Here is a 13,412-nt window from a genome sequence, read left to right on the forward strand (position 1 = left end):
GTGATGCACTTTGCCTGCATCGGTGCTGGCTGCTGAAGGCGAATCCCGCGCTGTGCTGTATGGTTACCGGTTAAGTAAAAATCGATATTCCGGAGACAAGCATGCTTGGTATCTTTGAGCGCAGGCTCGACCCCTTCCCGCCCGACGAGGTGCCACCGCCGCCAATGGGGCTGGTGCGCTTCATGTGGGCCTGCACCCGCGGCGCCCGTGGCTACATCCTGGCGCTGGCACTGCTCAGTGCCGGGGTATCGATCTATGAAGCCTGGCTGTTCGCCTTCCTCGGCCAGGTGGTCGACCTGCTTTCGGCGTGGCAGGCCGGCGGCACCGTCGGCCCCGACGAAAGCCGCGTACTCTGGGGCATCGGCATCGTCCTGCTGGTTAGCGTCGGGCTGGTGGCGCTGCGCACCATGGTTCAACACCAGGTGCTGGCAATCAACTTGCCGCTGCGGCTGCGTTGGGACTTCCACCGCTTGATGCTGCGCCAGAGCTTGTCGTTCTTCTCTGACGAGTTTTCCGGCCGGGTCACCACCAAGGTGATGCAGACAGCACTGGCAGTGCGCGATGTGCTGTTCACACTCATCGAAATCCTCCCTGGGATTGGCGTGTACTTCATCGCGATCATTGCCCTGGCCGGCGGTTTCGCCCTGAAACTCATGTTGCCATTCATCGCCTGGGTCGTGCTGTTCGGTTTGGCGATGCTGTATTTCGTACCGCGCCTGGGCAAAGTCGGGCAGGAGCAGGCCAACGCCAGGTCGTCGATGACCGGGCGGGTGTCCGACGCCTATACCAACATCACCACGGTGAAGCTGTTCTCCCACTCCAACCGCGAAGCGCACTTTGCCCGTGCGGCCATGGAAGATTTCAAGCAGACCGGCTTTCGTCAGATGCGCCTGGTCAGCCAGTTCGAAATCGTCAACCAGGCGCTGGTGGTGGGTTTGATCATGGGCGCCGGGGGCTATGCACTGTGGCTGTGGCACCAGGGCCAGGTCGGCACCGGGGCGGTGGCGGCAATTACCGCCATGGCCTTGCGTATCAACGGCATGTCGCACTGGATCATGTGGGAGATCACCTCGCTGTTCGAAAACATCGGCACCGTGCAGGACGGAATGGCCACCCTCACCCGCGGCCCCAAGGTGCAGGATGCGCCAGATGCTACCGAGCTGGTCACCACCGGTGGCGCGGTGAGCTTCGACAAGGTCAGTTTCAACTACAACGGCGAGCGCCAGGTGCTCAACGACCTCAGCCTTAACATTCGCCCAGGCGAAAAAGTCGGGCTGGTGGGTCGCTCCGGTGCGGGCAAGTCCACCTTGATCAACCTGTTGCTGCGCTTCTACGACGTGGACAAGGGGGAAATCCGCATCGACGGGCAGAACGTGGCCAAGGTCACGCAAGACAGCCTGCGCAATGCTATCGGCATGGTGACCCAGGACACCTCGCTGTTGCACCGAACGATTCGCGACAACATCGCCTATGGCCGCCCCGATGCAACCGAGGCGCAGATCCGCGCCGCTGCAGCCAACGCCCAAGCCGATGGATTCATCGGCCAGCTCAGCGACCGCCAGGGCAACAGCGGTTACGACACACTGGTGGGGGAGCGCGGCATCAAACTGTCAGGTGGCCAGCGCCAGCGCATCGCCATTGCCCGGGTCATGCTGAAGAACGCACCGATCCTGCTGCTGGACGAAGCCACCAGCGCGCTGGACTCCGAAGTGGAAGTGGCCATTCAGGAGAGCCTGGATGAAATGATGCAAGGCAAGACCGTGATCGCCATTGCCCACCGTTTATCGACGATCGCCGCCATGGACCGGCTGATCGTGATGGATGAAGGGCACATCATCGAGCAAGGCACCCACACCGAACTGCTGGCGAAGAATGGCACCTATGCGCGGTTGTGGCAGCACCAGAGCGGTGGCTTCCTGGGGGAAGACCAGGGTGTTGCAGAGGCTGTGGAGTAGGCCTGCTATTGGTTGGGGCCGCAGGGCGGCCCCAACTGTTGTTCTGGCGATGCGGCAATGCCTTGGCACTAACCAAACACATGAGAAGGCCGGCGCAACACCGGATCAAACGGGTTGATACGCTCGCCAATCGCCGCTGCCTCGCGCTTGAGCAATGCCACCACGGTCGGCATGCGGTTGGGCCCCAGGCGGTCGCTGATGGTCGCCACGCTCAGGGCCGCGACCGCATGGCCATTACGGTCAAGGATCGGCACCGCCAAACCGGCCATGCCGTCGAGCACGCCGGTATTGCGCCCGGCATAGCCCAGGCTGCGCACGTTGTCGATCTCGGCACGCAGCAGCACTTCGTCGTAATGATGAAAGTCCTTCAAGCGCGGCAAGTTGTAGCGGATCACCTCGTCACGCTCCTCCTCGGGCAGGAAGGCCAGGATCGCCAGGCTGCCCTGCCCCACGCCCAAGGCCACGCGGCCACCGATATCACCGGTGAAGGTACGGATCGGGTACGGCCCTTCGCTGCGGTCCAGGCACACCGCGTCGAACCCTGAACGTGCCAGCAAAAACAGCGAATCACCCAATGAAGCCGAAAGCCTCAGCAGGCTCGGGCGTACCACATCGCGTAGGTTGCCAGCCTGCCCGGCCTTGGCCGCGAGGGCGAAGAAATCCAGGCTCAGGCGGTAGCGCTTGCTGGTCGCACACTGGTCCACCATGCCCTCTTCGATCAGGCTGCGCAGCAAACGGTGGGTGGTGGGCTGCGCCAGGCCAACCCGCTGTGCTAGCTGGCTAACCTTCTCACCCTCGCCAGCGCAATCACCCAGCGCACGCAACACGGCGAACAAACGGGACACCGCAGTGACGCCGACTTCCTTGCCTTGTTCATTTCGTTTATCGGAATCCATTTTTCACTTAACCCTAAGAAATTCCAATGAGTGGAATAATTTCAAAATAGCTGTCACTCAGTGAAATTACCCTTTGTCGCCATCCTAATCATTGCCCTACTCTCCGGTCCATAGGGCGATATCACAACATCGGCCGCCGCCACAGAAGCGAGCGCCAACGTCCGTAAAAGCTTTGCTTTTCGCCGCTGGCGCTCTGCCCACCCTGAAACTGCCGGTTGACCCCGGTTCCGTTTGCGATGGAGCACAGCCATGACCTTTCTGTTGATCGACAAACTCTGCAAGCGCTATGGCGCCACGGAGGCAGTGGCCAGCTCGTCACTGTCCATCGAAAAAGGCGAGTTCGTCTCCCTGCTCGGCCCTTCCGGCTGTGGCAAGACCACCACCCTGCAGATGATCGCCGGCTTCGTCGAAGTCACCAGCGGGCGCATCGTGCTCGATGGCCGTGACATCACCCATGCCAAACCGGCCAGCCGCGGCCTGGGGGTGGTGTTTCAGAGCTACGCGCTGTTCCCGCACATGACCGTGCGCGACAACGTCGCCTTTGGCCTGCGCATGCGCAAGGTGGCCAATGCCGACATCGCCCGCCGCGTCGACCAGGCCCTGGCGCTGGTACGCCTGGACAAACATGCCGAACGCTACCCACGGGAACTGTCCGGCGGCCAGCGTCAGCGTGTAGCCCTGGCCCGCGCGCTGGTGATCGAACCGCCGGTGCTGCTGCTGGACGAGCCGCTGTCCAACCTGGACGCGCACCTGCGTGAAGAAATGCAGTTCGAGATTTGTCGCATTCAGCACGAGGTAGGCATCACCACCTTGATGGTCACCCACGACCAGGCCGAAGCCTTGTCGATCAGTGATCGGGTGGTGGTGATGGAAGCCGGGCGTATCACCCAGGTCGATGACCCTTACCGGCTTTACGAACACCCAGGCACGCCGTTCATTTCCGACTTCGTCGGCAAGGCCAACCGCCTGCGAGGCGTAACCGGCCCCGGCGGGCAACCGCAGGCTGCGGCCCAAGGCCCGCTGACCCTCAGCCTGCGCCCGGAAAAGATCAACCTTGGCGCCGCCGGCAGCGGCAAGCTGGCGGGCCGCATCAGCTGCCGCTACTTCCTCGGCAGCCAGTGGCTGTACCGCGTCGACACGGCCTTGGGCAACCTGGCCGTGGTTCGTGCCAACGATGGCAACGCACCGCTGGAGGAAGGCACGCACGTTGGCCTGGACTGGAACGATGCCCTGCTGCGGGTACTGAACGCGGCTGAGGTGGCGGCATGAGTACCGCAAAACTGCGCAGCAACGCCTGGGGCTACGGCCTGAGCAGCCCCGCCCTGCTGTTGTTCCTGGCGCTGCTGGTGATGCCGCTGGGGCTGACCGTGCTGCTGTCGTTCAACGCGTTCGACTACACCACGGGTATCCAGGCCGGCCAGTACACGCTCAGCCATTACTTGAGCCTGGTGACCGACACCTATTACTACGAGATCTTCTTCCGCACCTTCTGGATCAGTGCCCTGGTCACCTTGCTGTGTGTGCTGATCGGTATCCCCGAGGCCATGGTACTCAGCCGCATGGGTGCGCCGTGGCGCTCGATCTTCCTGATCCTGGTGCTGACTCCGCTGCTGATTTCGGTGGTGGTGCGGGCATTCGGCTGGAGCCTGCTGCTGGGTGCCGATGGCCTGGTCAACCAAGGCATCACGGCCCTCGGCGGGCAGCCGGTGAAGCTGCTGTACACACCGTTTGCGGTGATCATCGGCCTGGTCCACGTGATGCTGCCATTCATGATCATCCCGGTGTGGACCTCGCTGCAAAAGCTCGACCCGGCCGCCGAGCAGGCCGCGCTGTCGCTGGGCGCCAGCCAGTGGACGGTGTTCCGCCGCATCGTGCTGCCACAGATCATGCCCGGTGTGCTGTCGGGCACGCTGATCGTGTTCGGCCTGGCTGCCAGTTCGTTCGCCATCCCCGGCCTGCTGGGCGGGCGCCGACTGAAGATGGTCGCCACCATGATCTACGACCAGTACCTGGCCGAACTGAACTGGCCGATGGGGGCCACCATCGCGGTCGCCCTGTTGCTGATCAACCTGCTGGTGATGCTCAGCTGGAACCGGCTGGTCGAACGCCGCTACAAACGCGCACTTGGAGTTTGAACCGATGACCCGTAACGGCCCGTTGGCCCTGTCTTTTCACGCCCTGGTGATGCTGTTCATGCTCGCCCCGCTGGTGGTGGTGTGCCTGGTGGCATTTACCCCGGAAAACACCCTGAGCCTGCCCACCGCTGGCTTCTCGCTGCGCTGGTTCAGCGCCGTGTTCGAGCGCGCCGACTTCCTTGACGCGTTCTACAACAGCCTGAAACTCGCCGCCCTGGCGGCCTCGTTGGCCACCCTGATCGCCGTGCCGGCGGGCCTGGCGCTGACCCGCTACAGCTTCCCTGGCCAAGGTTTTGTCAACGGCCTGCTGCTGTCGCCGATCATCATCCCGCACCTGGTGCTGGGCGTAGCGCTGCTGCGGCTGTTCGCCCTACTGGGGGTCAATGGCAGCTTTGCCTGGCTGGTGTTCGCCCACGTGGTGGTGATCACGCCCTACGTGCTGCGCCTGGTACTGGCTGCGGCCATCGGCATCGACCGCAGCGCCGAGCAGGCCGCACAAAGCCTGGGCGCCGGCCGCATCACGCTGTTCTGCAAAGTGACACTGCCGATGATCCTGCCGGGCGTGGCCGGTGGCTGGCTGCTGGCGTTCATCAACAGTTTCGACGAAGTGACCCTGTCGATCTTCGTCACCTCGCCCGCCACCCAAACGCTGCCTGTACGCATGTACGTATACGCCACCGAGTCGATCGACCCGATGATGGCCGCCGTTTCGGCCCTGGTGATCGCCGTCACCGCCCTGACCATGATCGCCCTGGACCGGGTATACGGCCTGGACCGCGTGCTGGTGGGCAAGCAATGACAAGGAATGCCCTTATGCCCCTGTTCAAGCGCGTGGCCGAACACGACCGCGAGCCTGTGCCCTTCCTGCTCGACGGCCAGCCGGCCCAGGGCATGCACGGCGACACCCTGCTGACGGCCATCCTGACCCATTCGGAGCACCTGCGCGGTAGTGACTTCAGCGCCGAGCCACGCGCCGGGTTCTGCCTGATGGGCGCCTGCCAGGACTGCTGGGTACGCCTGCAGGACGGCCGCCGGGTGCGCGCCTGCTCGACGTTCCTTGAGCCAGGCCACTGCGTGAGCCGTGATCCGGGGCGCCGACCATGAGTGCAATCGTCATCATCGGTGCCGGCCCTGCCGGTATCCGCGCCGCGCAAACCTTGGTGGCCCACGGCGTACACCCAGTGCTGCTGGACGAAGCCAGCCGTGGCGGTGGGCAGATCTATCGCCAGCAGCCGGCCAACTTTCTCCGCCCGGCCAAAGCCTTGTATGGCTTCGAGGCCGGTAAGGCGCAGGCCCTGCACAACACACTTGAGCAGTTGCACGGGCAGATCGACTACCGTCCGGAAACCCTGGTGTGGAACGCCGAGCAGCAGGTGCTGGACACCTTGCAGCAGGGCCAGTTGGCCGACCGGCTGGCCTTCGACCGAGTGATCGTCGCCACTGGCGCCACCGACCGCGTGTTGCCGATCCCCGGCTGGACCTTGCCCGGGGTGTACACCCTGGGCGCCGCACAGATTGCCCTGAAGTTCCAGGGCTGCGCCATCGGTGAGCGGGTGGTGCTGGCGGGCAGCGGGCCGCTGCTGTACCTGGTGGCCTACCAGTACGCCAAGGCCGGCGCCACGGTCAGTGCCGTGCTCGATACATCGCCGTTCAGTGCCCAGGTACGCGCCCTGCCACGCCTGCTGCTGCAGCCAGGCACCTTCGCCAAGGGCCTGTACTACCGCGCCTGGCTGGCCGCCAAGGGCGTGCCGGTGCATCAGGGTGTGACGCTGCTGGGTATCGACGGCGAGCACCGTGCCAGCGGTGTGCGCTGGGCACGAAATGGCCAGCAGCACAGCCTGCCCTGCGACGCCGTGGCGTTCGCCCACGCCCTGCGCAGTGAAACCCAGTTGGCCGACCTGCTCGGCTGCCAGTTTGCCTGGAATACCCTCAACCGCGCCTGGCTACCGGTACGTGATGCCCAAGGCCGCGCCAGCAGCCCAGGCGTGTACCTGGCCGGCGACGGCGCCGGCATCCTCGGTGCCGACGGCGCGGAAATGACCGGGGAACTGGCCGCCCTGACACTGCTGGCCGACCTGGGCAAGCCTGGCAACCCGCAACGCCAGCAGCAGCTGGAAAAGCGCCTGGCCACCCTGCAACGCTTTCGCCAAGGCCTGGAACAAGCCTTCCCATTCCCGCAGCAGTGGGCCCGGCAAGCGCCGGACCTGCTCACGGTTTGCCGCTGCGAGCAGATCAGCGCTGGCGAAATCCGCACCGCCGTGCGCGCCGGGCACTGGGAAATAAACCGGGTGAAGGCCATGTGCCGGGTCGGCATGGGCCGTTGCCAGGGCCGCGTGTGCGGCGCAGCCGCCGCCGAACTGATCGCCTGCGAAAGCGGTCGCCCCATTGACCAGGTCGGCCGCCTGCGCGGCCAGGCCCCGATCAAGCCCCTGCCCTTCGGCCTGGAGATCAAGCCATGACGCTGATCGAAGTGGATGCCATCATCGTCGGCGGCGGCATCGTCGGCAGCAGCGCCGCCTTGACCCTGGCCCGCAGTGGCCAGCAGGTGGCGCTGCTGGAGCGCGACTTCTGTGGCTCGCATTCCAGCGGCGTGAACTACGGCGGTGTACGCCGCCAGGGCCGCTCGTTGGCGCAACTGCCGTTGTCGATGCGTGCCCACGCCATTTGGGGGCAACTGCGCGAGTGGATCGGCATCGATGGCGAATACGCCCGCAGCGGCCACCTGAAGCTGGCACGCAGCGAAACCGACTTCGACGCCTTGAAAGCCTATGCCCGGCGGACCCAGGCCTTTGACCTACGCCTGCAATTGCTGGAGCGCCGCGAACTGCGCCAGCGCTTCCCCTGGGTGGGCGATATCGCCGTTGGCGCCTCGTACTGCCCCGAGGATGGCCACGCCAACCCTCGCCTGGTGTCACCCGCGTTCGCCCAGGCCGCCCGGCACAGCGGCGCCCAGGTACATGAGCAGTGCAAGGTGCTGGAAGTGGACCACGACGGCCAGCGCTTCACTGTGCGCACCAGCTCAGGCCAGTGCTTCAAGGCGCCCTGGCTGCTGAACTGCGCTGGCGCCTGGTCGGCGCAGTTGGCCGAGCAATACGGCGAGCCGGTGCCGCTGAGCGCAGCCCACCCGGCCATGCTGGTCACCGAGCCGCTCCCCCTGTTCATGACCGCCAGCACCGGGGTCGAAGGCGGTGGCATCTACGCCCGTCAGGTGGCACGCGGCAACTGCGTGCTGGGCGGTGGCCGTGGCTTCGCCCTGACCGCGACCACCGCGCGCCCTGGGCAAGCCGCCGTACTCGATATCCTGCGCAACGCCACCGAGCTGTACCCGGCATTGGCCGGCGCCCAGGCCATTCGCACCTGGAGCGGTACCGAGGGCTACCTGCCCGATGACGAACCGGTGCTCGGCCCGAGCCTGCTGCAACCTGGCCTGCTGCATGGCTTCGGCTTTGCCGGCGCCGGCTTCCAGATTGGCCCGGCAGCTGGCGAGGCCCTGGCGCAATGCGTACTCCATGGCGCGCCGGCAATCAGCCTGGCAGCCTTTTCCATCGACCGTTTTCAGCCCAACCACCACTACAAGGAAAACCTGTCATGACGCACAAGCAACGTTTGCTCGCCCTGTTCTGCACCGTGCCCGGCCTGTTCGCCTGCCTGCCCGCCATGGCTCAACCCACGCTGTACCTAGGCATGAACGGCGGCACCATGGAGCGGCTGTTCAGCGACAATATCCTGCCCCAGTTCGAGAAGGCCAACGGGGTGAAAGTGGTGATCGTCCCCGGTACTTCGGCCGACATCCTGGCCAAGGTCCAGGCCACCCCGAACAAGCCGTCGATCCATGTGATGGTGCTGGATGACGGCATCATGTACCGCGCCATCGGCATGGGCCTGTGCAGCACGCTCAAGCCCAACCCGACGCTGGCCCAACTGCCGGAAAAGGCCCTGATCAAGGACAAGGCCGCCGCCGTCAGCCTGGGCGTAACCGGGCTTGCCTACAACAGCCGCCTGTTCAAGGCCAAGGGCTGGGCAGCGCCCACTTCGTGGAACGACCTGGCCGACCCGCGCTTCAAGGACAAGGTGGTGTTCCAGTCGATGGCCTCGTCCACCTTTGGCCTGCACGGTTTCCTGATGTACAACCGCTTGCACGGCGGCAGCGATACCGACGTCAACCCAGGCTTCACTGCGTGGAAGAAAAACGTTGGCCCGAACGTGCTGGAGTACATCCCCAACTCGGCCAAGCTGTCGGAAATGGTGCAAACCGACGAAGCCGCGTTGTTCCCGCTCACCCCTACCCAGGTGACCGCGCTGAAGCTCAAGGGCATCCCGGTGGAGTATGCCGCACCGAAAGAAGGCGCCGTGGTGCTCAACCAGGCCGAGTGCGTCACCGCCAACAACGACCAGCCCGAGCTTGCACAAAAGCTTGCCGAGTTCCTGCTCAGCCCCGAGGCGCAAGCACCGGCGCTGGAGCTGGGTGACCAGATCCCGTCCAACCCCAACACCCCGACCAGCGACAAGACCCGTGGCCAGGTCGAAGCCATGCAAACCTACCTGCAAACGGCGGTGACCATCGACTGGGACCAGGTCAACACCCAACGCCCGGAATGGAACGCCCGCTGGAATCGCCAGATCGAGCGATAGGCCGAGGCCCCCTGACCCGCTGCCGGCCCCCCAGGTGCCGGCCAGCGGGCGCAACACCCGTTTGAGCCACCAATAACCGCAAAGTCGCTCTGCCCTGCAAAGGCGCGGATAGGGCTTCTGCACGCCCGAAAAACGGCTCAGGCACCCCTTGCATCACGCTGCCACTTAACTAGAACAAGCAATCGGAGCATGAAATGAGCATCAACCCACTCGGTGTCACCGCCCTTTTGCTGGCATCCGCCAGCCCCTTGTTGCAGGCCAGCGAGCAATCCGAATCGGCAGGCTTCATCGAAGGCAGCAAGCTGTCGATCAAGGCACGCAACATGTACATGCAGCGTGATAACCGCGCCAGCGGCGCCCGGCAGAACTACGGCGAGGAATGGGCCCAGGGTTTCATCGGCACCTTTCAGTCCGGCTTCACTCAAGGCACGCTGGGTTTCGGTATCGACCTGATCGGCCAGTACGCCTTCAAGCTCGACACCGGCGATGGCCGCACCGGTGGCGGCACTGGTCTGCTAGAGCAAGACAGCCACGGCGCCAAGCAGGACATCGGCAAGGCCGGTGCGGCGCTGAAAGTGCGTGCGTCCAACACCGTACTCAAATACGGCACACAAGTGATGGCGGTGCCGGTGCTGGCCACCTCCGACAGCCGCCTGCTGCCAGAGACCGTCGACGGTTTCTCGCTCACCAGCAAGGAAATCCGCAACCTGCAGTTGGATGCGGGCCACTTCACCGGCCTGACCAACCGCAACCAGTCGTCCCGCGACAGCGGGCGCATGACCGCAGTCGACTACATTGGTGGGGTCTACAGCTTCAATGAGCGGCTTTCCAGCAGCCTGTACTACGCCAAGACTGCCGAGCACTTTCGCAAGTACTACGTGAACACCCGCTACCTGTTGCCGCTGGGCGCCAGCCAGTCACTGAAGCTGGATTTCAACGCCTACGACACGCAAAGCATCGGTCAGGCCCGCAGTGGCGACCTGGACAACCGCATCTGGAGCCTGGGCGGCACCTGGACGCTGGGCGCGCATGCCTTCACCCTCGCCTACCAGAAGGTGTCCGGCACCGGCGACTACGTGTACGGGCCGGATGGCAACGCCGTGTACAACTTCGCCAACTCGGTGCAGTACTCGGACTTCGACTACGAGAACGAGAAATCCTGGCAGGCCCGCTATGACCTTAACCTGGCCGCTTACGGGGCACCGGGGCTGAGCTTCATGACCCGCTACGTGAAAGGCACCGACTTCAAGAACGGCAGTGGCGGCGACCTGGATGGCAAGGCCTGGGAACGCGATGTCGAGTTGCGTTACGTGGTACAGGCTGGCGTGGCCAAGGATCTGTCGTTTCGCGTGCGCCAGGCCAGCTACCGCAGCTCGGACCGCGGCGGGCAGATCGATGAAGTACGGGTAATCACCGAGTATCCGCTCAACCTGTTCTGACCACCTGACAGGGCCCTGTAGGCGCAGGTTCACCCGCACCTACAGGGGCACCGGGGTTACTTGAGCTTGCGCCCCAGCGCCAGGAAGAACAGTTCGGACTGCAAGCGCTCGCCTTCGACCTGCTCCGCCACCTTCCGCGCCATGCCCGGGTCGGCCGGTTTCAGCTTCAGGCCGGTCGAGCGCGCCAGCACTTCCGCCTCACACGCCCGCTCCAGGTAATACAGGTCGTCATAGGCATGATCGATGCGCTCGGCACACACCACCACTCCGTGGTTGCCAAGGAACACGATGTCTGCCCCATTCATGGCCTGGGCAATACGCTCACCTTCGCGATGGTCTAGGGCAAAGCCGTTGTATTGGTCGTCGATTACCAGGCGGTCGTGAAAACGCATGGCATTCTGCGACAGCGTGGTGTCCAGGGCCCGCGCCTCGGTCAGGCTTAGCGCAGTGGCGTGCGGCATGTGCGTGTGCAGTACGCAGGTTTTGCGCGCCACACGGTGGATCGCGGCATGGATGAACATCGCCGTCGGTTCGATTTCATGACGCCCCGCAAGGCGCTTGCCGAAGTCATCGACCATGACGATGTCGTCAGCCTGCACTTCTTCCCACATCAGGCCGCGCGGGTTGAGCAGAAACAGGTCGGGCCGGCCCGGCAAAGTCACGCTGAAGTGGTTGCACACGCCTTCTGCAAGGCCATGGTGGGCGGCGGCGCGCAGGGCCAGCGCCAGTTGCTCGCGCAACCGCACGACTTCAGGCTGGTTGTACAGGTCTTGCTCCAGGCTTTGAACGGCTTGCATAGGTCGTTTCTCCTTATTGGCTGCTGCCGAAACGGTTAGGCACGAGCACGAACAGCACCGCGCCGAGGAACGCACAACCCGCCACCACGTACAGCGAAAGGTCGGTGCTATGGGTCAAGTCCACGGTCCAGCCCACCAGGAACGGGCTGAAAAAGCCGGCCAGGTTGCCGATCGAGTTGATCAGCGCCACACCGGCGGCGGCATTGGCCCCCAACAGCGCAGTGGGTACGGTCCAGAAGATCGGGAAGGAGGCCATCACCCCGCAGGTGGCCAAGGTCAGCCCGAGCATGGCCAGCACGCCACTGTGGGCGAAGTGCGCAGCGATGATCAGGCCAACCATGCCAATGAACAGTGGAATCGCCAGGTGCCATTTGCGCTCGTTGCGCAGGTCGGCCGAACGCCCGATGTAGATCATCACGCCGCTGGCGACCAGGTAAGGAATGGCCGTCAGCAGGCCGACCGACTGCAAGTCGTCGAAGCCGGCGTTGCGGATGATGGTCGGCATCCAGAAACCCAGGGCGTACTCGCCCATTTCGATCAGGAAGTACACCAGGCTGAAATACCAGATCACCGGTGAGAACAGAAAGCTGCTCAGCGACCTGCGCTGCGCGCTGGACGGCCGACGCATGGCATCCCTGGTCAGTTCGTCCCCCACCAAGCGCTTTTCTGCCGCGCTAAGGAAGTTCGCGTCCTGGTAACTGTCTGGCAGGCAGCGTTTGACCAACAGACCGACCACGACAGTGGGCAGGCCATACAACAGAAACAGCCATTGCCAGCTCGCCACGCCCATGGGTGCATGCCGCATGGCTGACATGATCCAGCCCGACAGCGGCCCTCCAATGATCCCCGATAGCGGAATAGCAGCCATGAACAAGGCAATGACCCGCCCGCGCCGCTCGCTGGGGAACCAGCGCGTGAAGTAGAAGATGATGCCCGGAAAGAACCCGGCTTCAGCCACACCAATCAGAAAACGCAGGGCATAGAAGGTGCTGGCCTGCTCGATGAACATCATCAGCGAAGTCAGACACCCCCAGGCCACCATGATAAAACCGATCCAGCGCCGCGCACCGACACGCTCCAGCATCATGTTGCTGGGCACGGCGAACACCAGGTAGCCCAGGAAGAAAATACCCGCGCCCAGACCGTAGGCGGTTTCGGAGATATGCAGGTCAGCCAGCATGTCCAGCTTGGCGAAGCTGACGTTGATCCTGGCGAAGTAGGCCAGCACATAGCAAACGAACAGAAACGGAATCAGCCGCAGTGACATCTTGCGGTAAATCGCATCGAGTTGATGGGCCGGCGCACGCTCTGCCCCATCAAGGATCGCCTCTTTCATGTTTTCACCTTGTATGCACGTTTGTTCTAGTTGTAGGCATTGATGAATAGGTACTGCTGTCGTTGTTGTTATGTCTCGCTGGCCAGGCCTGGCTCGGTGAAACGCTAGGCCGAACATTGCTGATTGTCAACAATCAACAACTAACGGTAGTAATTTCAGCAGGTTGGCTGCTGCGTGCCAAAGGTTTCTGCTCAACCCGTGCGCGCGTGCGAGCGGCCGGGT

Annotated in this window: 12 protein-coding genes; 9 read left to right on the plus strand and 3 right to left on the minus strand. The window is 63.8% G+C overall.

Annotated elements, in window-relative coordinates; genetic code table 11:
* The first annotated feature begins 101 nt into the window (after nucleotides 1-101).
* A complete protein-coding gene (locus tag DM807_RS20860; protein WP_012272824.1) occupies nucleotides 102-1,955 on the plus strand; it encodes an ABC transporter ATP-binding protein in 1,854 nt (617 codons plus the stop codon).
* A gap of 68 nt (nucleotides 1,956-2,023) precedes the next feature.
* Here DM807_RS20860 and DM807_RS20865 read toward each other — a convergent pair whose 3' ends face one another.
* Complete coding sequence (locus DM807_RS20865; protein ID WP_012272825.1) at nucleotides 2,024-2,851, minus strand: IclR family transcriptional regulator; 828 nt, start codon at nucleotides 2,849-2,851, stop codon at nucleotides 2,024-2,026.
* Between the two features lie 249 nt (nucleotides 2,852-3,100).
* On the opposite strand from DM807_RS20865, the gene DM807_RS20870 reads away from it, so the two are divergent.
* The 8 genes from DM807_RS20870 (at nucleotide 3,101) to DM807_RS20905 (ending at nucleotide 11,057) form a co-directional block, all read left to right on the plus strand.
* The gene (locus DM807_RS20870; RefSeq protein ID WP_060514404.1) at nucleotides 3,101-4,120 is read left to right on the plus strand and encodes an ABC transporter ATP-binding protein; all 1,020 of its coding nucleotides are present in this window, start codon (nucleotides 3,101-3,103) and stop codon (nucleotides 4,118-4,120) included.
* The gene (locus DM807_RS20875) at nucleotides 4,117-4,986 is read left to right on the plus strand and encodes an ABC transporter permease (protein ID WP_060493694.1); all 870 of its coding nucleotides are present in this window, start codon (nucleotides 4,117-4,119) and stop codon (nucleotides 4,984-4,986) included. Before DM807_RS20870 ends, DM807_RS20875 begins: the two co-directional genes overlap by 4 nt.
* Before the next feature lie 4 nt (nucleotides 4,987-4,990).
* Entirely contained in the window at nucleotides 4,991-5,785 is a 795-nt protein-coding gene (locus DM807_RS20880) for an ABC transporter permease (RefSeq protein ID WP_019471212.1), read from the plus strand.
* Between the two features lie 14 nt (nucleotides 5,786-5,799).
* Complete coding sequence (locus DM807_RS20885; RefSeq protein WP_012272829.1) at nucleotides 5,800-6,090, plus strand: (2Fe-2S)-binding protein; 291 nt, start codon at nucleotides 5,800-5,802, stop codon at nucleotides 6,088-6,090.
* A complete protein-coding gene (locus tag DM807_RS20890) occupies nucleotides 6,087-7,445 on the plus strand; it encodes an FAD/NAD(P)-dependent oxidoreductase (protein WP_179027845.1) in 1,359 nt (452 codons plus the stop codon). Before DM807_RS20885 ends, DM807_RS20890 begins: the two co-directional genes overlap by 4 nt.
* The gene (locus DM807_RS20895; protein WP_012272831.1) at nucleotides 7,442-8,578 is read left to right on the plus strand and encodes an NAD(P)/FAD-dependent oxidoreductase; all 1,137 of its coding nucleotides are present in this window, start codon (nucleotides 7,442-7,444) and stop codon (nucleotides 8,576-8,578) included. Before DM807_RS20890 ends, DM807_RS20895 begins: the two co-directional genes overlap by 4 nt.
* Complete coding sequence (locus DM807_RS20900) at nucleotides 8,575-9,618, plus strand: polyamine ABC transporter substrate-binding protein (protein WP_012272832.1); 1,044 nt, start codon at nucleotides 8,575-8,577, stop codon at nucleotides 9,616-9,618. Before DM807_RS20895 ends, DM807_RS20900 begins: the two co-directional genes overlap by 4 nt.
* Before the next feature lie 194 nt (nucleotides 9,619-9,812).
* The gene (locus DM807_RS20905; protein WP_012272833.1) at nucleotides 9,813-11,057 is read left to right on the plus strand and encodes an OprD family porin; all 1,245 of its coding nucleotides are present in this window, start codon (nucleotides 9,813-9,815) and stop codon (nucleotides 11,055-11,057) included.
* Nucleotides 11,058-11,113: 56 nt separating this feature from the next.
* Here the strand turns inward: DM807_RS20905 and DM807_RS20910 are convergent, their stop codons facing one another.
* Together DM807_RS20910 and DM807_RS20915 are read right to left on the minus strand one after the other, a co-directional pair.
* Entirely contained in the window at nucleotides 11,114-11,854 is a 741-nt protein-coding gene (locus tag DM807_RS20910) for an aldolase (RefSeq protein WP_012272834.1), read from the minus strand.
* A 13-nt stretch (nucleotides 11,855-11,867) separates the two neighbouring features.
* Nucleotides 11,868-13,190, minus strand: a complete 1,323-nt coding sequence (locus tag DM807_RS20915) for an MFS transporter (protein ID WP_012272835.1) — start codon at nucleotides 13,188-13,190, stop codon at nucleotides 11,868-11,870.
* Between the last annotated feature and the right edge of the window lie 222 nt (nucleotides 13,191-13,412).

It is taken from the genome of Pseudomonas hunanensis (genome assembly GCF_013393325.1).
In the GTDB taxonomy this organism is placed as follows: Bacteria; Pseudomonadota; Gammaproteobacteria; order Pseudomonadales; family Pseudomonadaceae; genus Aquipseudomonas; species Aquipseudomonas putida_P.

Excerpts from the sequence above, each read along its gene's own strand:
- DM807_RS20890 (WP_179027845.1), top strand. The coding sequence starts at position 6,087 with ATGAGTGCAATCGTCATCATCGGTGCCGGCCCTGCCGGTATCCGCGCC.
- DM807_RS20910 (WP_012272834.1), bottom strand. The coding sequence starts at position 11,854 with ATGCAAGCCGTTCAAAGCCTGGAGCAAGACCTGTACAACCAGCCTGAA.
- DM807_RS20885 (WP_012272829.1), top strand. The coding sequence starts at position 5,800 with ATGCCCCTGTTCAAGCGCGTGGCCGAACACGACCGCGAGCCTGTGCCC.
- DM807_RS20900 (WP_012272832.1), top strand. The coding sequence starts at position 8,575 with ATGACGCACAAGCAACGTTTGCTCGCCCTGTTCTGCACCGTGCCCGGC.
- DM807_RS20915 (WP_012272835.1), bottom strand. The coding sequence starts at position 13,190 with ATGAAAGAGGCGATCCTTGATGGGGCAGAGCGTGCGCCGGCCCATCAA.
- DM807_RS20880 (WP_019471212.1), top strand. The coding sequence starts at position 4,991 with ATGACCCGTAACGGCCCGTTGGCCCTGTCTTTTCACGCCCTGGTGATG.
- DM807_RS20860 (WP_012272824.1), top strand. The coding sequence starts at position 102 with ATGCTTGGTATCTTTGAGCGCAGGCTCGACCCCTTCCCGCCCGACGAG.
- DM807_RS20875 (WP_060493694.1), top strand. The coding sequence starts at position 4,117 with ATGAGTACCGCAAAACTGCGCAGCAACGCCTGGGGCTACGGCCTGAGC.
- DM807_RS20865 (WP_012272825.1), bottom strand. The coding sequence starts at position 2,851 with ATGGATTCCGATAAACGAAATGAACAAGGCAAGGAAGTCGGCGTCACT.
- DM807_RS20905 (WP_012272833.1), top strand. The coding sequence starts at position 9,813 with ATGAGCATCAACCCACTCGGTGTCACCGCCCTTTTGCTGGCATCCGCC.
- DM807_RS20870 (WP_060514404.1), top strand. The coding sequence starts at position 3,101 with ATGACCTTTCTGTTGATCGACAAACTCTGCAAGCGCTATGGCGCCACG.
- DM807_RS20895 (WP_012272831.1), top strand. The coding sequence starts at position 7,442 with ATGACGCTGATCGAAGTGGATGCCATCATCGTCGGCGGCGGCATCGTC.